Consider the following 17,537-nt stretch of genomic DNA (forward strand, 5'->3'; position numbering starts at 1 on the left):
AGCCGAAATCGGCTTCACAGGATGTGCAGGTTCTTGCCGGACAGGCCGCCGAGGAACCGCTGCATCATGGCCTCCGGGCTGGAGTCCACCGAGGCGATCGCCGGAACGTCGGCCGCCTGCGGGGCCGCGTGGCCGCCGACCCCCTTCAGGCCGACCCCCTTCAGGCCGACCCCCCTCAGGGAAGCCAGCTTGCTCAGGTCCAGCCCACCCAGGTTGACCGGGTTCTTGACCTCCGGGGTGTCCTGGACGTCGGCCCGCTGCTGCGGCAGGCTGGGCATCGCGGGCAGCGCGGTCGGGGACAGCTCGGACCCGTCGATCGGCAGGTTGATCTGCGGCACGGTCTCGTCCACGGTGATGTCCGTGGCGTTGGTGGCCACGCCCAGGGCGTGCCCGAGCACCGGCAGCGAAACGCCGAAGATCTGCACCACGGCGCCCAGCGGCAGCTGACCGTCCACACCGGACAGTGCACCGAGGTTGGCCGGGCTGGTCGTGGTGGCGCCGCCGACCGAACCGGTGGTCTGGTTGTCACCGGTCGCGTCCGCGACCCCGGCCGCGGCGATGGCGTTGCCGAAGACCTGGGCCACCGCGGCCACCGGAACATCGATGATGTTCCCGGCGCCGCCGCCGTTCACGCCCGAGGTGGTGATGTCGCCGCCCGAGGTGGCCTCGGTGACGTTCGCCCCGATGCCGGTGGCCTTGGCGCCCGCGGCGACGGCGTCGCCGAAGACCTGGGCGATCGGCAGCATCTGAGCGCTGATGACGTTGCCGGTCACGCCGCCGCCGTCACCGTTGGTGGTGCTGTCGCCGCCCGCGGTGGCCGTGACGTCGTTGGTGCCCTCGCCCTCGACGAGGGCGATCAGGCCCGCGGCCGAGCTGTACAGCACCCCGGCCCCGGCGAACGGCGCCTGGATGATGTTGCCGGAAACCGCCCCGTCCATGCCGCTGGTGTCGGCGGTTCCGCCCGCCGTCGAGGTGGTCAGGTTGTCGGCGGTGCCGGAACCGGTGCCGATGAACGACCCGCCGATGCCGTGGACCTGCAGCGGCAGCGCGATCGGCAGGAAGCCGATGTTCCCGGCCGCACCCGCCTTGTCACCGGTCGCGTGCACATTGCCACCGGCCTTGGTGGTGGTGTCGGCGGTGGCTTCACCGACGCCGCGGCCGATGTGCGAACCGCCGATGCCGAACACCTGCGCGGGGATCGACAGCGGGGTGGCGACCAGGTTGGACGTGGCGAAGCCGTTGTCGTCCTGGGTGTTCCCGCCGCCACCGGCCTCGACGACCTTGGTCTCGGTCGCCGAACCCTTGCCCTGGCCGATGTAGGAGCCGCCGATGCCGAACACCTCGAAGGGCACGGCCAGCGGAACCTGCACCAGGTTGCCCGAGCCGGAGGCGTCGTTGCCGGTGGTGCCGTTGTAGCCGCCGGCCGTGACCTCCTTCTCCTCGGTCGCGGTGCCGGAGGCGTTCCCGATGTGCGAGCCGCCGATGCCGAACAGCTCCGCGGTCGAGGCGAGCTGCCCGGTGACCGTGTTCGACCCGAGGAACGAGCCGTCGCCGTTGGTGTAGGTGCCGTCCCCGGCCTCCAGGTCGGCGGTGTTGTCGCAGGCGGCGTGCGCGTTGCCGATGTAGGTGCCGCCGATGCCGCACAGCTCGGCGGGCAGCGCGACCGGCAGGTCGGCGATGTTGCCCGAACCGGCCGAGTTCTTCCCGCTGGTGCTGGAGAACCCGCCCGACTCCACCTCGCTGGACGAGCTGCTGGCGGTCGCACCGTCGCCGAGCGCGTTGCCCGTGGTGGCGTTGCCGATCCAGGACGCGGCCACGCTGTCGACGTTCGCGAGCAGCGAGCCCTGCGGCTGGATGATGTTGCCGTCGACGAACGAGTTGTCCCCGCCCGTCTGGATGTAGCTGTCGATGTTGTTGATGCCCGGGGTGGTGCCCCCGGCCTTGGCGTCCGCCGAGGAGTTCGACACCGCGTCGGCGTCGGAACCCCACGCGGCGGCGGCGTTCCCGTTGAACTTCACCGGCAGCGCGATCGGTGCACCGGCCACGTTCCCGGAGGTGGACCCGCCCTCGCCGTCGGTGACGATGTAGCCGCCGGACTCCGCGCTGGTGTCCGCGGCGAAGTCGCTGTAGCCGTTGGCCAGCGGCCAGGACGCGGCGTTGCCGGTGATCTGGATCGGCGTCGCGAGCGCCGGGGCCGCCACGTTGCCGGAGGTGCCGGAGCCCTGGCCGGTGGTGGTGACGTTGCCGGTCTCGACCGCGCTCTGGCTGGCCGTGCCGTTCGTGCTCCCGCTGCCGCCGAGGGCGCCGACGCCGTTACCCGCGATCTGCACGGGCGCGGCCCAGTCCAGCGCGACGACGTTCCCGGCGATGCCGGACTTCTCGCCGCTGGTCGTGACGTCCTGGTGGTGCTCGTAGGTCTGGGTGCAGTCCGCGCCCTCGACCTTGGCGTCGCCGACGACCCCGATCGCGTTGCCGCAGAACTGGATCGGCACGGCCAGGTCGCCGGTGACCTTGTTGCCCTTGAGCAGGTCACCCGAAGGGGCCTGCTGGGCGTCCGCCTTCGCGTCGCCGCCCTTGGCGGCCTTCGCGGTCGCCTTGGCGACCGGCTCCGCGGCCTTGGCCACGCCGTTGACCGGAGCGGTCAGCGGTTTGGTGGACAGCGGGACCTCGGCGTCGGGGAGCTTGACCGTCCCGACGACCGGCAGGCCGAGCGCGTTGTCCTTGAACTGCAGCGGTGCGCCGAGGGTGACGTCCAGCGGACCGGCCGGTTGGTCGGGCCCTGCGACCCGTTCGTCAGCGGAAGCGATGCCGGTACCCAGCATCAGCAAACCACCCGTGACCAGCGCGGTCTGGAGTCCGCGCTTCGCCCAGGTTTGCATTGGAATGGTTCTCCTTTTTCTTGGGGTTCCCTTGCGGGCTTTATGGGGCGGGCGCCCGGGGCGCCCGGAAACCGCGCACGCGCTCAGCGGGCGTTTGCGGGGGGCGAGGGCGGGGAAGCACGCACGGCCGCACGAAAAGGAGTGGTGCGGCGACGCGGGGTGCGTCGGTTGCTACCCCGCGACCGAATCAGTCAGGCGTGACGCCGGGCTGCGCGCCCGGTTCGACCATCACGTGCCGGACGCCGGACCGGACCGAACCGGCCGCGGCGGAATCGGCCGCGCTGGGAACACCGGTCGGCAGACCGATCAGCGAGCCGTCGAAGTGACCACCGGCAGAAGAACCGCCGGGGGCGTTGGGCGCGGTGAGCGGCGCGAGCGGCACGCGCACCGGAGCGAACGGCAGCGGAAGGTCACGCTTGGCCGGGTGCTCGACATGCGGAGCGGCGTCTCGAACCAGGACACCGCGTGCGGCGGACCAGACGGCGCCGAACGGATCGGCGGACGCCTCCGGCGCCGCGTTCGGCGCGGGCGGGGTGACGGCGTCGGCCGGTGGCTGGGGACCGCCGGGGACGGCCGGTCGCTCGGCGCGGTCGCCGGTCAGCTCGGGGAGCGGGAGCAGGTCGTGGCCGCCCGCGTGCAGGACGCTCCACACCGTCTTACCGAAGTCCTTGGCCGGGGTCAGCGCCTGGTCGATCACCCGCGGGGTCTCGGCGGGCTCGCGCACCAGGTGCTCGACCGTGCCGAGGGTGCGCTGCACCGGGCGCAGCACGGCGTCCTCGGCGAGATGGTGGACCGCACCGCCGACCTCGCCGGCCACGTCCGCGTCGGCGAAGTCGGGGGCGAGCACGCGGTGCGCGCGGTGCCTGAGCGGCGCGGGTTCGGCGACCTTGCCGACCGGCCGCACCACGTGGGCGACGGTGCCGCCGGTCGCGCCGACGAAGTCGGACACGCCCCAGGTGACGTCGTTGACGCTGCCGACGGCCGCGACGGTGGCCGAGGTGGTGTCGCCGTCGTTCGTCTCGGCGGCCGGGGTGCTGTGCACGGTGTCGGCGGCGGCGTTCGCGGTGGCGCTGGCGATCGCCCACGCGATCGCGGTGCCGGCGACCACCAGGAGGGCGCGCGCACACCAGCGGAGGGCGTGTGCCACGCCCCGCTGCCGCTCCGCCGCTGCCCTCGTCACCGCGCTCCCGTCGAGTAGTGCCAGAAGTCCTTGCGGCGTCGAGGTAAACAAACACCGGAAGGGCCCCGCATCTTTGACACGACTTGACTGCACGATCGTGTGAAGAACACTCCGTGTGGCCGGGTATCACGAAAAGTGATCATCAAAGGCGAGGCGTGGTTACTCGGGAGTCGGTAGATTCGCCACTGTCAAGGGCCACCCGGGCGAACTTCACCCTGGTAATTTCTTCACCGGTCCCGGCGGCGGGTGTTTCCGCCCCCGTCCCGTCAGACCGGACCGATACTGTGTGCCGCGTGAGCGAGCGCGAAGGCACAGCCGCGAAAAGCCCGGTCCTGTCCGAGGAAGCGGACGTCACCACCCTGGTACCGCGGTCGCTGCGCGTCAGCGCCGCGCTGTCCTGGCGCTTCCTCGTGGTGATCGCCGCGCTGTACGTGATCATCTGGCTGGTCGGCTACCTGTCCGTGGTGGTCATCCCGCTGTCCATCGCGCTGCTGCTCGCCGCCCTGCTCGCGCCCGCGGTGGCGCAGCTGGTCAAGGCGAAGTTCCCGCGCGGGCTGGCCGCCGCGATCGTGCTCATCGGGGGCCTCGGGTTGCTCGGCGGGCTGCTCACCTTCGTGATCATCCAGTTCACCGACGGCCTGCCGGAACTGCAGAAGCAACTCAACGAAAGCCTCGACCAGATCAAGAACTGGCTGGTCAACGGCCCGATTCACCTGCGCCAGGAACAGATCCAGGAGTTCATCGACAAGGCGTTCAGCTTCCTCAAGGACAACCAGGCGGCACTCACCAACAGCGCGCTGACCACCGCGAGCACGGTCGGCGAGATCCTCACCGGGTTCGTGCTCACGCTGTTCATCCTCATCTTCTTCCTGGCCGGTGGTGACCAGATCTGGGGCTTCCTGGTGAAGGGCGTCCCGCAGCGGGTGCGCAGCCGGGTCGACGTGGCGGGCCGCCGCGGGTTCGCCTCGCTGGTCAGCTACGTCCGCGCGACCGCGCTGGTCGCCGTGGTGGACGCGGTCGGTATCGGCATCGGGGTGGCCATCCTCGGGGTGCCGCTGGTGGTCCCGCTGGCCACCCTGGTCTTCCTGCTCGCGTTCGTCCCGATCATCGGCGCGGTGGTCGCCGGGACGGTCGCGGTGCTGATCGCCTTGGTGACCAAGGGATTCATCACCGCGCTGATCGTGCTGGCCGTGGTGATCGGCGTGATGCAGCTGGAAAGCCATGTGCTGCAACCGCTCCTGCTCGGCCGCGCGGTCCGGCTGCATCCGCTCGCCGTGGTGCTGGCCATCACCGGCGGCCTGGTCGCGGCCGGGATCGCGGGCGCGTTGCTGGCGGTGCCGCTGCTCGCCGTGCTCAACGCGGGGATCCGGTCGCTGCTGCACGAGGTCGATCCGGTGCCGGAGGAGGTCGACGTCCTGCACGACCAGGGCGCGCGGCCCAACGAGCGGACGCCGGAAGAGGACGAGGAACAAGGCGGGCAGTCCGCCGAGACCCCGTGACCGGTCCGGCGGACCGGGATCCGGCCACCCCGCTGTGGCTGGCGACGGTCGTGCTGCGGGTGCTGACGCTGCTGTTCGCCCTCGGCGCGGTGGTGGTGCACCGCGACGACTTCGCGCGGCCGTGGCTCGCCTGGACCGTGCTGGGCGCGATGACCGCCTGGACCGCGGTGACCGGGGTGGTCTACGCGCGGGAATCGTTGCGCGGCAACTGGTTCGTGGTCGCCGACCTGCTGCTCACCTGCGGGTTGATGCTGACCTCGCCGCTGATCCTGTCCGACGCGCAGTACGCCGTGGACGCTCCGCTGATCACCACGGTGTGGGCGGCCGTGCCGCCGCTCGCCGCGGGCGCGCGGTTCGGCGCGAGCGGCGGGATTCTGGGCGGGCTCGTGGTCGCCGCCGCCACCGGCCTCGCGCGGCTGGACTTCGATCTGGACGTGGCGCGCGACGGCGTGCTGCTGGTCGCGAGCGGCCTGCTGGTCGGCATGGCCGCGACCATCGCCCGCCGCTCGGCGGCCGCGCTCGCGCAGGCTTTGCGCACCGAGGCGGCGACCGCGGAACGGGAACGGCTGGCCCGGTCCATCCACGACAGCGTGCTGCAGGTGCTCGCCCGGGTCCGGCGGCGCGGCGCCGAACTGGGCGGGGAGGCGGCCGAACTCGCGGAACTGGCCGGGGAGCAGGAGATCGCGCTGCGCTCGCTGGTCAGCACCGAACCGGCCCGCACCGGTGCGAACGGCACCGCGGACCTGCGCGCCGCGCTGCAACTGCTGGCCACGTCGAAGGTTCAGGTGGCCGCCCCGGCGGGCAAGGTCGAACTGCCCGCGCGCACCACCGAAGAACTGGCCGCCGTCGTCCGCGAGGCTCTGTCCAATGTGGACAAGCATGCCGGGCCGGACGCGCGGGCGTGGGTGCTGCTGGAGGATCTCGGCGACGAGGTCGTGGTGACCGTGCGGGACGACGGCCCGGGCATCCCGGCGGGCCGCTTGGCACGGGCGGAAGCGCAGGGACATCTGGGTGTCGCGAAGTCGATCCGGGGCCGGGTTGCCGAACTGGGTGGCACCATCACGCTGGAGACCTCACCGGGTGCGGGGACCGAATGGGAGGTCCGGGTGCCGCGGACGGGAAGGGGAGCACGATGACCGAGACTTCGATCTCCGTGATGGTCGTGGACGATCACCCGATCTGGCGGGACGGGGTGGCCCGGGATCTCGCCGAGAACGGTTTCGAGGTGGCCGCGACCGCCCCGGACGGCGACGCCGCGGTGCGCATCGCCCGCGCGGTGCGCCCGGACGTGGTGCTGATGGACCTCAACCTGGGCGCCACCTCCGGGGTGGCGGCGACCCGGGAGATCACCGGCGAGCTGCCGGAGACCCGAGTGCTGGTGCTGTCCGCGAGCGGCGCGCACGACGACGTCCTGGAAGCGGTCAAGGCCGGGGCGTCCGGGTACCTGGTGAAATCGGCGTCGGCGGCCGAACTGGTGGACGCGGTGCGCCGGACCGCGGCCGGGGATCCGGTGTTCACCGCCGGACTTGCCGGGCTGGTGCTCGGCGAGTACCGGCGGATGGCCGACGCACCCGCCGACGGCGACCCGCCGCCGCGGCTCACCGAGCGCGAGACGGACGTGCTGCGCCAGGTCGCGAAGGGGCTGACCGCGCGCCAGATCGCGGAGAAGCTGGTCATCTCGCACCGGACCGTGGAGAACCACGTGCAGTCGACGTTGCGCAAACTCCAGCTGCACAACCGGGTCGAGCTGGCCCGGTACGCGATCGAGCACGGGCTGGATTCCGAGGAGGAGGGCTAGACCACCGCGACGGAGTCGCCGCGCTCGCCGGGCGGGGCGGTCGCGGTGAGCGTCCAGGTGTCCGCGCCGGGCCGCCAGAGCGCGACGCCGGGGAGTTCACCGGTGAGCACGAGCGTTCCGGATTCGGTCCAGTCCAGCGCGGCCGCGTCGAACTCGGTGGCGATCGGCATGGCCGGGGTCCGCAGCCAGCGCAGCGTGTCCAGTTCCAGCACCCAGAGATCCAGGACCCGGGTCGCCCCCGCCTGCCACGCCGGATCTTCGATCGGCACGGCGAGGTAGCGCCCGTCCCGGCTGGCCACGGCCGGGCCGGGGGAGCCGTTCGGCACCGGGCGCGCGATCTTCCGCCGCGCGCCGGTGGGCAGGTCCAGCACGCTGAACTCGGTGAGTTCGGTGAGCACCAGCCGCTGCCCGGCCATCGCGGCGATCCGCGGGGCCTGCTGCACGGTCCGCCCGGTTTCCGGTTCGACGAGCACGTCCTCGGCCTGCGGGCGCCCGGCCTGCACGGTGATGAGCAGGCCCGCGGGCCCTTCGCCGCGCACGGCGGTCTCGCAGCTGGCGGGCCGCCCGGCGTCGGCCTCGGCCCCGGTGAGCGCGACCCGCTGCAGGCGGCACTGGTCGTCGCCGTCGTCGCGGATCAGCCAGACCGCGGCCCCCTCGGCCGGGCCGGCGCTGCGGGCGCGGCCGAGCGAGCGCACCGGCCGATCCGGTTCGGCGACCAGCACCTCGGCGGGTTCGACGCAGGACGGCCCGCAGCGCGCCGCCGAGGTGATCACCGGGGTGCGCCCGGCGCGGAAGACCGCGGTGACCCGGTCACCCGGCGGAACGCCCGGGATCGGCCGGGCGGTTCCGGCGTCCACGTCGAACAGGACCGGGGGCGCGGTCGGCAGCAGCAGGCGCAGGCCGGTCGGTTCCCGCGGCGGCGTCCCGTGCAACGCGCCCGGCGTGGGCAGTGGGGCGGGTGGCGCCGGAGCCGGGGCGGGCGGGGTGGTGGCGCAGGCGGTGAGCAGGAAACCGAGGAGCGGCACGGCGACGCGGCGGCCCATGGTCGGCACTCCTCCCCGGTTCAGGGTTTTTCCCGGATTTACCAGGTCCGGGCCGCCCATAACATGGTTCCTATGGGTGATGATCAGGCGAGGACCGGCACGAGACCGCTGAGCCCGCGGGATCTGCGCGTCTCCGACGCCGAACGGGAGCACGTCGTCGGCGTTCTGCAGAAGGCCATCGGCCGCGGCATGCTCGATCTCGACGAGTTCACCGAGCGCACGGACACCGCGCTGGCCGCCCGCACCCGCGGCGAACTCAACGCCGTCCTCGCCGATCTGCCCGGCCTGATCCACTACGACGCGCGGCCCGCGAGCGCGATGGCGCCACCGCCGCCGCCCGGTTTCGTAAGCGACCGGCTGGAGCTGCGCGCGAAGGGCTCGAACCTGGTCCGCCGCGGCGCGTGGGTGGTGCCCGGCGAGCTGTCGGTGGTCAACAAGTTCGGCAGCGTCGAGCTGGACTTCACCGAGGCCCAGCTCACCACACCGGTCGTGCACATCAAACTGAACCTCAAATGGGGTGGCGCGGAACTGATCGTCCCCGAGTACGCCTCGGTCGACGCGAACGCGATCTCCGAGGTCAAATGGGGTTCACTGGACGACAAGACGCGTTCGCCGGGGCAGGGCTCGCCGCGGTTCGTGCTCACCGGCCGAGTCGTCGGCGGCGGTTTGACCATTCGCAACCCAAAACGGCTCCGGTGGGGTGCATTCTGAGGGCGTGGCCACACATACCCCCGATCCCCGCGGACTTCGCGTCTCCGACGCCGAACGCGAACATGTGACCGCCCTGCTGCAGAAGGCGGTCGGCCGGGGCCTGCTCACGCTCGAGGAGTTCGCCGAGCGCACCGACACCGCGCTGGCCGCCCGCACCCGCGGCGAACTCAACGCCGTCCTCGCCGATCTGCCCGGCCTGGTGCACGCCGAGACCGCCGCCCCCGCACCGCCGGAACGGCTCGAGCTGAAGACCACGATGTCCGCCACCAGGCGCCGCGGCGACTGGCACGTGCCCGGGGAACTGGTGATCCGCAACCGGATGGGCGCCACCGACCTCGACTTCACCGAGGCCCGGATCCCGCACCGCACGGTCCACCTCCGGCTGGATGTGGCGGCGGGTTCGGTCCGGCTGCTGGTGCCGTGGAACGCCACGGTGTCCAGCGAAGACGTGGAGGTGCTGGCGGGCAAGCTGACCGACCGGACCGGGTACGACCGGCGCGGGAACGGCACGCATTTCGCCGTCACCGGCAACGTCCGCGCCGGATCGGTGGAGATCCGCAGGCCGTGGATCTTCCGGCTGGGCGGGCTGGTGGTCCAGTGGCCGTTCCGGATCAGCTGGTCGCGGCCCTGACCGCTGCCTTCGCCGCCGCCGGATCGGGCGCGGCGAGCGCGGCCCGCGCGGCGGCCGCGCACTGCTCGAACGTCACCTCGGCCAGGCTCGCCCCGACCGCGCGCACGGCGGCCGCGTTCATCGACAGGCTGGTCAGCCCGAGCCCGGTGAGCACCCGTGCCAGGAGCGGATCGGCGGCGGCCTCCCCGCACACCCCGGCCGGTTTCCCGGTGGCCTCGGCCGCGTCGCCGACCGCGCCGAGCAGGCGCAGCAGCGCGGGCTGCCACGGATCGTTCAGCGCGGCGACCGCGCCGAGCTGCCGGTCGGCGGCGAAGGTGTACTGGGCGAGGTCGTTGGTGCCGACCGAGACGAAGTCCACCTCGGCGAGGATCTCGGCCGTGGCCAGCGCGGCCGCCGGGATCTCGATCATCACCCCGGCCCGCGCGATCCCGGCCGCCCGCACCCGCTCGGCGAACCAGGCGGCCTCCGCCGCGGTGGCGACCATCGGCGCCATCACCGACACCTCGGCGCCGGACTCCGCGGCGGCGCCCGCGATGGCTTCGAGCTGGCGGTCCAGCACGTCCGGGCGGTCGAAGGCGATCCGCACGCCCCGCACGCCGAGGGCGGGGTTCGGCTCGTCCTCCGGCGACAGGAAGGCGAGCGGTTTGTCGGCGCCCGCGTCCAGCGTCCGCACGATGACCGGTTTCCCGCGGAAGGGTGCCAGCACGGCGGCGTAGGCGGTCCGCTGCGCGGCCACGTCCGGTTCGGCCGGGGCGTCGAGGTAGCAGAACTCGGTGCGGAACAGCCCGACGCCTTCGGCGCCCGCCTCCGCCGCGGCCCGCGCGTCGCTGGCCGAGCCGACGTTGCCGAGCACCTTGACCCGGTGCCCGTCGGCGGTCCGCCCGGCGCCGTCCCAGGCGACCGGGCCGCTCGCGGTCGCGGCGACCACCGGCGCGTCCGGATCGGCGACCTCGACGGCGCCCGCGTCGCCGTCCACGGCCAGCGCCTCGGCGTCCAGTTCGAGCACGCCGCGGACCGCGACCACGGCCGGGATGCCGAGCGCGCGGGCCAGGATCGCGGTGTGGCTGGTCGGACCGCCCTCCTCGGTGACCAGGGCGAGCACCTGCTTCGGGTCGAGTCCCGCGGTGTCCGCGGGCGCGAGGTCGCGGGCGACCAGCACGCTCGGCCCGGTCAGCTCGGGCACGCCGGGGGGTGTGACGCCGAGCAGTTCGGCGACGATCCGGTCGCGCACGTCCTCGATGTCGCGCACGCGCTCGGCCAGGTACCCGCCCGCGGCGGCGAGGGCCTTGGCGAACCCGTCGGCCGCCTGGAAGATCGCGCGCGCGGCGGGCAGGCGCTCGGTGGCCACCAGCTGTTCGGCCTGGCTGACCAGCGCGGGGTCCCCGGCCATCGCGGCGGTGGTCTGCAGGATGGTGGCCGCGTCACCGGTCGCCGATTCGGCGAGCGTCTCCAGGCGGGTCACCACCGCCTGCGCCGCCGGGGCGATCCGCGCGGCTTCGGCGTGCGGATCCTCCGGGGACGGGGTGCTCGGGGGTTCGCCGAGCGGCTCGGCCACCCGCACGACCGGGCCGCTGGCCCGGCCCGGGCTCACCGCGACACCCGTCAGACGCTTCTGAGACATGGTCTAGACCATACCGTTCCACCTAGGCGATCAACAGTCCACATTGAAGTCCCGCCGGAGCCGCTCGACAACCAGCTCGACGGATCCCGTGCCGCCGAGTTCGTCCCGGGCCGCGAGTGCCCGCAGGTAGGCGCGGACATCGTAGGGTTCCGGGCCCACTCCGCGCCGCCGGAGCGCTTCCGTTAGCGGCAGCACCTCGTGCGTCCACCACGCCTCGGCGAGTTCGGCGCGGTCCGCGATGCCGCGGCGGAACCCCCACGCCTCCGCGGAATCGGCCAGCCGCGCCCAGTCCGCGGGGTGGTCCAGCCAGAGTCCCCAGCGCACGTCGTCGGGCAGCGGGACGCGTTGCAGGAACATGCGTTCGGCGGTCTTGGCCGGGAGATCGGCGACGGTGAGGCAGCGGGTGGCGCACGAGATCGTGCAGATCTTGCGCACCCGGGCGGACACGGTCGACTGCCCGCGGGCCCGCACGATGGACACCCGGTGGTGCCCGTCCTCGACGAAGTACAGCTCGCCGATCCGCACCAGCCGGACCGGCGGCAGCTCGGCGCAGGTCTCGGCGAGCGCCTGCCACCGGTGCCGCAGCGCGCGGTTGCGCGGGCGGAAGTCCCGGTCGAAGTCCCCGGCGCGGGCGACCGTGCCGACGATCGCGGGCACCGGCACCTCGGCCATCCCGAGATCGGTCTCGCCGTCGTGGCCCAACGCGGCGAGCGCGTCGGCGAGCGGCATGATCTCCAGCTCACCGGGTCGCCGCGCCGCCAGCAGGGCGCGCAACTGCGCGAGATAACCGCGTCGCCAGGCGGAACCGAAGGTGGCGGGGCTCATGCGCCCGCTTCGCGGACGCTCCGCGTGGCATTCGCCAGATGCGCAGCGTTGAATGATTCGCTCGCAAGCTCGCTCATACCTTTTGGCAACGCGGGCCCGCGAGGCGCCATTCCGCTACAGCTCGGCGGCCGTCGGGTAGGAGGGCTGCGCGCCGTGGCGGGTCACCGAGATCGCGGCGACCCGGACCGCCCGCCGGGCGGCTTCGGCCAGTTCGGCGCCCCCGGCGAGCGCGGCGGCCAGCGCGCCGGCGAACGCGTCGCCCGCGCCGGTGCTGTCGACGGCCTCGACCTTCGGTGAGGAGACCTCGGTGACCCCGTCCGCGGTGACCACCAGCGCACCCCGCGCGCCGAGGGTGACCACGGCCGACCGGGGGCCGAGCCGGAGGAGGTCGCCGGGGTTGTCGTCGCCCAGCAGCCAGGCCGCCTCGTGCTCGTTGACCAGGAGGACGTCCAGCGCGGCCAGCGTCTCCGGGCGCACCTGGGCCACCGGGGACAGGTTGAGCAGGGTGCGCACCCCGGCCGCCGACGCGGCTGCCACGGCGTGCTCGACCGTGGGGATCGGGATCTCCATCGAGGCGACCATGACCCGGGCCCCGGCGAGCGCGCCGTCGACGTCGCCGGGCTCGACGGCGCCGTTCGCGCCGGGGGAGACCAGGATCGAGTTCTCGCCGTCCGGGGTGACGGTGATGTAGGCGATGCCGGTGGGGCGGTCGGCGGTTTTGACCAGTCCGGTGTGCACCCCGGCGGCGCGCAGGGAATCGAGCAGGAGGCTCGCGTAGGCGTCGTCGCCGAGCGCGCCGAGGAACGCGACGGAGGCGCCGAGCCGGGCCGCGGCGACCGCGGTGTTGGCTCCCTTGCCCCCCGGAGAAATGTCCGTGTCGCCCCCGAGTACCGTCTCCCCTCCACCAGGCCGTCGGTCCGCCGCGACCACCAGGTCCGCGTTGGCCGAACCGACCACGAGCACGTCATGGGTCATGGTCACAGCCTGCCACGAGCTTCTTTCACCACGGGGAACCAAGGGCACGTATGCAAATGTGAAGAACTTTGTAACTTATCCAGCCCGGAATGCGACACTTAGGCAGATGCTTGCTTGCCATCACCCGATCGGGGTATATCCACCCCCGAGCCGTCACTTCGGGAGGCAGGTGGGCTCTCCAGTCACGCCGCCGCGTTCGCGCGGCCGCGTTGTCCGACGACGGCCACCCAGGTCGTCGGAAGGGCATCGGGTCGCCGGCACCGATCGCGTAGCCCCCCGAGTGATCGGTGCCGGCGGCGCCCTTCCCTACGCGGGCAGCCGCCGCAACATCCCGGGCCGGACGGTTTCCACGGCCTCGGCCAGCCGCGCCGCACCAGCCGGGCTGAACTTGTCCGGCAACCTGAAGGCACCGTCGGAATGGGGCAGGAGGCTGCTACCGACCTTGATCCGCGCCCTTCGCAGGAACTCCATTTCCGGGTGGCGCCCGGCGAATTCCTGATCCCCGGGCACCAGTTCGACCACGCGAACGGCCTTCCTCCCCGACCGCACGGTCACCAGGCGTACCTCCCGGAGTTCCGGCCAGCGCACACCGAATTCCGCTTGTTCTCCGGTCCACCACCGCGGTTTCCAGGACCCGTACCACTGAAACCGGTCCTCGGTGAGCGTCACCTTGCTCCGCAGCGACTCCTTCTGGTTCCAGCCCAGGTACCAGAGGGTGGTGCCGAAAACACCCATGACAGCGGCGGCCGTGATGCCCGCGAACAACTGGACCGGCACCTGCGGGACTATCCGGGTCAGTGCCAGGGCGATGAGTGCGACTCCGGCGAAAGCGGCACCGACCATCGCCGCGCGCCGGGGAGCTACCGCGTCAGGACGCACCACGATGCTCCGCGCCGACGTTTCGACGCGCGACTCCGTCCACGCCGTCGCGGGCTCCACGGGGGAGGAAACCGCCACCGCGGGCGTTTCCGACGGGCGTTTCGGGCGCGGAACGTCCTCGCCGTGCACCTCGACACGACCAAGACGCTCGGCCGCCTGCCGCACCTCCTGCGCTTCCGTTTCCGACAGCGTGGCTTCGACCGTGTACGAAAGCGCGTGCCCGCCGCGCCAGGCGCCCTTCAGCTTGGTGTGCCGCTTGCGGAAAGCAGCCGAGTTCAACAGCACCGTGAACTGGTAGGTCTCGATCGGCCCCGTCGGTCTCGCGTGGGCACGAGGTTGCCGGGTGAGCCGAACCCCGGCGATCTCCGTCCACGCCATCGACCACGCCACCCGATCCGCACTGGTCCAGCGAATTCCGGTCGCGTCGATGACGACGGCTCCCGGCACGGGACGCGCGAAAGCGCGCCGGAGCATGGCAATCGCGCACCCCAGTGCGGCCAAGCCCAGGGCTCCGCCGGTGAACACACCGAGAATTCCGTAGCCCCAACTGTCGGTGGCCGCGCCATAAACCCAGTACGTCCCGAGCGCCGCCGGGAGCAGCGCCACGACGGCAACCAGCCAACTGCGCCGCTCGGATTTGTCGATGACAACTGACTCAGTCAATTTTCCCCGAAATCCGCCGCGTAGAGCCATCCGGCGAGATCCGTGTCTCCTGCCAATCGTGCTTGTTCTTTTCCGCGGATTCGTGGCCGCTGGGCTGCTTGTCCGGGTCCGTGTCCGACGCGGTCGCCCCGTCGACCCAGTTCTTCAGGATCGTCTTGCCCATCTCCTTGCCGCCCTCGATGGCGACGTCCTTACCCAATTTCTTGGCGGACTCCTGCGACGCCTCCTTGGCCGCGTCTTTCATAGCGGCCCTACCGGCTTCGGTGCCGAGCTCACGCATCGTCTTGATCGTGTTGTCAAAGACCACGCCCGTGTTGTGCGCCAGCTGACGCCCGAGATACCGGGCCGCGTCGCCCAGTAGTTTCCCGAGTTTGGCGATGTGGTTCATCGCCTTCTGGAAGACCCTGGTGAGTTTCTGCACCCAGGACATCGCCTCGGTCGCCTTCTCCACCGCGAACGGGACCCCCTCGGCGGCAAGAGCAGCCGGATAGGCAGGCGGCGGGTACCGGGTGAGGATCTTGATGATTTTGGCGAGCGCGTCCGCGATCAGATCACGGATGATGGTCCGCACGACGTTGAGGATGGACTTGCAGATGTCGACGAGCCCGGAGACACCTTTGGCGCCTTCGGAGAGCCCCACATAGAGATTGATCTGATCCTGCAGGTATGCGCGGTACTCGTCAGCTGCCGCCCCTTCCCAATGCGCGCAGTCTTTTCGCGCGCTCTCGGTGAGGTCTTCCGCGGTCTTCTGGATGTGCTCGCTGATCTTCTGCCAGGTCTGCACGGTGAGGTCCAGCGTGTCCTGGTTACCGGTGAGCCAGTCCAGCGGTTCCTTCAAGAAGCTGACGTGCTCGATCACCCAGCCGAGCCCCATGCTCACCAAGGCCTGCATCGGGTCCTTGATGAGTTCCTTGATGTCGAGACCACCGGCTGCCAGGTCCAGCAGTCCCTCGGTCCAGTCACCGCTGAGAATCTTTTCCGTGCCGCCGATGAAGTCCTGAGCCATCCCAGCGCCCTCGAGCGCGTGCGCGACCGGATGCTTCTCCGCGGTCGTCTCACCCTTGGCCTCATTGACGACCGCGTTCTCAGCCATGGGCTTCCGCCTTCTTCAACAGGTTCTGCACGCTCTCCTCGTCAACGCGTTTGACCTGAGCCCACTGGTGCACGGTGTCGACATGTCGTTTCCCCGCATCCGCGGCGGCCTGCAGGGTCTCCGTGGCGCGCTCCATCGTGTTGTTGCACCAAAGGCCCAATCCGAGCACCGTGCCGATCAGGCCGAAGCCGCCTTCGTCCATGCGCTGGTGGGCGGCTTCGAGGGCGGTGGTGAGTTCGCCGTAGGTGGCTTCGACCTGTTTCGCGTGGGCGTCGATCTCTTCCGGGTCGACGTGGAAGCCGTCGTCAGTCATGGACGAAGCCTCCGCTGGAGAAGTAGTCGTCGTCGTGGCCCTCGTCGGTGGGTGGGCGTTGGGGGCGGGGTTTCGGGGCCGGTGGTGGCGGGGCGGGTGGGTCCTCGTCTTCGGGGCCGAATCGGCGTTCGGTCTGGCCGGTGGTGTCGCCGTGCCCGCCGCCGCCTTCGACGTAGCCTTCGGGCTCGGGTTCGGGGTAGGTCTCGCGCAGCTGGTGCACGAGTTCGCCCATGGTCTCGGTGCCCGCGATGGACGGGACGCCGGTCTGGACCGCGGTGGCGAGTTTGCTCTGGGCGAGCTGAACCGTGCGCAGGATCTCTTCGGCCAGGTCGGGTTTGGCGCGGGCGTTCGGGCCGATCCGCAGGCCGGTCAGGTTGCCGAGGTGGTTCACCTCGACGACGATCTGCCCGTCCTTGCTCCGCTCGCTGACCTGCACGTTCGCCATTTCGGCGCGCATCACGTCGGCCTTCTGCCGGGCGGCGGCCAGTTTGGCTTCGTAGTCGCTGAAGAGCTGCTCGGCGCTCGTCACGCGAACCCTCCCTGTTCGGTGTCGGTGACCGTTCGGCGACCGAGTGTGGCACAGCCGTGCCGATCGTGGTGCGCGAACGGGTGAACCACACCCGTTTCGCGGGTCATCCGTGTTTTGGGAAAACGAAGTGCCCCGAGCTCCTAGAATGCGGGGAATGGACAAGCCGACGCGGCGGGGTCGCGTGCGGGCGGCGACCGATCACGACATCCGGCAGACCGCCCGCACGCTGTTGATCGAACAGGGACCGGAAGCGGTCACCCTGCGCGCCATCGCCCGCGAGCTCGGCATCACCGCGCCCGCGCTCTACCGCTACTACGGTTCCCGGGACGACCTGATCGAGCACCTCCGGCTGGACGTGTGCGCCGATCTCGCGGCCGAGCTGGCCGAGGAGATCGCCCCCTTCTCCGACAACGGCATGCTCCAGCTGTTCGCGATCTGCAAGGGCTTCCGCCGGTGGGCGCTGACCCACACCAAGGAGTTCACGCTCGTCTTCGCGTCACCGACCGGGGGAGTCGGCTCCGCGGCGGGCAGCGTGGCCACGCTGAACCGGGTGGACGAACCGTTCGGCCGGATCTTCCTGACCGCCGCGGGCCGGGTGCTGGCCAGCCACGACCTGGCCCTGCCGCCGGTCGAGGCGGTGCCCGCCGAACTCCGCGACGACCTCACCGCGTTCAAGGAAGAGCTGCTCACCGTGCTCGGCGAGTCCGGCCTGGACTTCCCGGCCGACAAGCTCGACCTGGGCACCACCTACGTGATGATCCAGTTCTGGGCGCGGCTGTACGGGCACGTCACCCTCGAGGTGTTCGGCAACTACCCGATCCCGGTCTCCAAACCGGACGCGCTGTTCGACGCGATGCTGGCCGATCTCGCGCGCGAGATCGGCCTCACCCTCGAATGA

Annotated in this window: 16 protein-coding genes; 6 read left to right on the plus strand and 10 right to left on the minus strand. The window is 71.6% G+C overall.

Annotation, left to right across the window (positions count from 1 at the left end):
* Nucleotides 1–14 precede the first annotated feature (14 nt).
* Together FXO23_RS01270 and FXO23_RS01275 are read right to left on the minus strand one after the other, a co-directional pair.
* Nucleotides 15–2,879, minus strand: coding sequence for a beta strand repeat-containing protein (locus FXO23_RS01270; RefSeq protein ID WP_158879608.1), 2,865 nt, complete (start codon nt 2,877–2,879; stop codon nt 15–17).
* A 187-nt stretch (nt 2,880–3,066) separates the two neighbouring features.
* Entirely contained in the window at nt 3,067–4,059 is a 993-nt protein-coding gene (locus FXO23_RS01275; RefSeq protein ID WP_158879610.1) for a hypothetical protein, read from the minus strand.
* Between the two features lie 293 nt (nt 4,060–4,352).
* Here FXO23_RS01275 and FXO23_RS01280 point away from each other — a divergent pair, with 293 nt between their 5' ends.
* Genes FXO23_RS01280 through FXO23_RS01290 form a run of 3 tightly spaced genes read left to right on the plus strand, consistent with a single transcriptional unit; the run spans nt 4,353 to nt 7,356 of the window.
* A complete protein-coding gene (locus FXO23_RS01280) occupies nt 4,353–5,558 on the plus strand; it encodes an AI-2E family transporter (RefSeq protein WP_246256811.1) in 1,206 nt (401 codons plus the stop codon).
* Complete coding sequence (gene macS / locus FXO23_RS01285) at nt 5,555–6,694, plus strand: MacS family sensor histidine kinase (protein WP_158879618.1); 1,140 nt, start codon at nt 5,555–5,557, stop codon at nt 6,692–6,694. The genes FXO23_RS01280 and macS overlap by 4 nt, the downstream gene beginning before the upstream one ends.
* On the plus strand, nt 6,691–7,356 hold the full coding sequence (locus FXO23_RS01290) for a response regulator (protein WP_158879619.1): 666 nt from the start codon (nt 6,691–6,693) through the stop codon (nt 7,354–7,356). The genes macS and FXO23_RS01290 overlap by 4 nt, the downstream gene beginning before the upstream one ends.
* Here the strand turns inward: FXO23_RS01290 and FXO23_RS01295 are convergent.
* The gene (locus tag FXO23_RS01295; RefSeq protein WP_158879621.1) at nt 7,353–8,399 is read right to left on the minus strand and encodes a hypothetical protein; all 1,047 of its coding nucleotides are present in this window, start codon (nt 8,397–8,399) and stop codon (nt 7,353–7,355) included. The genes FXO23_RS01290 and FXO23_RS01295 overlap by 4 nt on opposite strands.
* A gap of 72 nt (nt 8,400–8,471) precedes the next feature.
* Here FXO23_RS01295 and FXO23_RS01300 point away from each other — a divergent pair, with 72 nt between their 5' ends.
* Nucleotides 8,472–9,110 (plus strand): DUF1707 SHOCT-like domain-containing protein, encoded by a 639-nt coding sequence (locus tag FXO23_RS01300; protein WP_158879623.1) that lies wholly within the window; start codon nt 8,472–8,474, stop codon nt 9,108–9,110.
* 4 nt (nt 9,111–9,114) lie between these two features.
* The gene (locus FXO23_RS01305) at nt 9,115–9,741 is read left to right on the plus strand and encodes a DUF1707 SHOCT-like domain-containing protein (protein WP_158879625.1); all 627 of its coding nucleotides are present in this window, start codon (nt 9,115–9,117) and stop codon (nt 9,739–9,741) included.
* Here the strand turns inward: FXO23_RS01305 and ptsP are convergent.
* The 7 genes from ptsP to FXO23_RS01340 all read right to left on the minus strand — a co-directional run bounded on the left by ptsP (nt 9,722) and on the right by FXO23_RS01340 (nt 16,639).
* On the minus strand, nt 9,722–11,362 hold the full coding sequence (gene ptsP, locus FXO23_RS01310; protein ID WP_158879627.1) for a phosphoenolpyruvate--protein phosphotransferase: 1,641 nt from the start codon (nt 11,360–11,362) through the stop codon (nt 9,722–9,724). The two genes, FXO23_RS01305 and ptsP, sit on opposite strands and share 20 nt — an antisense overlap.
* Before the next feature lie 30 nt (nt 11,363–11,392).
* Nucleotides 11,393–12,187, minus strand: a complete 795-nt coding sequence (locus tag FXO23_RS01315) for a hypothetical protein (protein WP_246256812.1) — start codon at nt 12,185–12,187, stop codon at nt 11,393–11,395.
* Nucleotides 12,188–12,301: 114 nt separating this feature from the next.
* Nucleotides 12,302–13,162, minus strand: coding sequence for a ribokinase (locus FXO23_RS01320; protein WP_158879629.1), 861 nt, complete (start codon nt 13,160–13,162; stop codon nt 12,302–12,304).
* Nucleotides 13,163–13,468: 306 nt separating this feature from the next.
* Nucleotides 13,469–14,704, minus strand: coding sequence for a hypothetical protein (locus FXO23_RS01325; protein ID WP_158879631.1), 1,236 nt, complete (start codon nt 14,702–14,704; stop codon nt 13,469–13,471).
* Nucleotides 14,697–15,797 (minus strand): hypothetical protein, encoded by a 1,101-nt coding sequence (locus tag FXO23_RS01330; protein WP_158879633.1) that lies wholly within the window; start codon nt 15,795–15,797, stop codon nt 14,697–14,699. The genes FXO23_RS01325 and FXO23_RS01330 overlap by 8 nt, the downstream gene beginning before the upstream one ends.
* Nucleotides 15,790–16,110 (minus strand): hypothetical protein, encoded by a 321-nt coding sequence (locus FXO23_RS01335; RefSeq protein ID WP_158879635.1) that lies wholly within the window; start codon nt 16,108–16,110, stop codon nt 15,790–15,792. The genes FXO23_RS01330 and FXO23_RS01335 overlap by 8 nt, the downstream gene beginning before the upstream one ends.
* Nucleotides 16,103–16,639 carry a YbaB/EbfC family nucleoid-associated protein gene (locus tag FXO23_RS01340; RefSeq protein ID WP_158879637.1) on the minus strand — a complete coding sequence of 179 codons (537 nt, stop codon included), beginning with the start codon at nt 16,637–16,639 and terminating at the stop codon, nt 16,103–16,105. Before FXO23_RS01340 ends, FXO23_RS01335 begins: the two co-directional genes overlap by 8 nt.
* A 154-nt stretch (nt 16,640–16,793) precedes the next feature.
* Between FXO23_RS01340 and FXO23_RS01345 the strand changes: the two genes are divergently transcribed.
* Nucleotides 16,794–17,537, plus strand: a complete 744-nt coding sequence (locus tag FXO23_RS01345; RefSeq protein ID WP_158879639.1) for a TetR/AcrR family transcriptional regulator — start codon at nt 16,794–16,796, stop codon at nt 17,535–17,537.

The sequence above is a fragment of the Amycolatopsis anabasis genome (assembly GCF_009765355.1).
In the GTDB taxonomy this organism is placed as follows: Bacteria; Actinomycetota; Actinomycetes; order Mycobacteriales; family Pseudonocardiaceae; genus Amycolatopsis; species Amycolatopsis anabasis.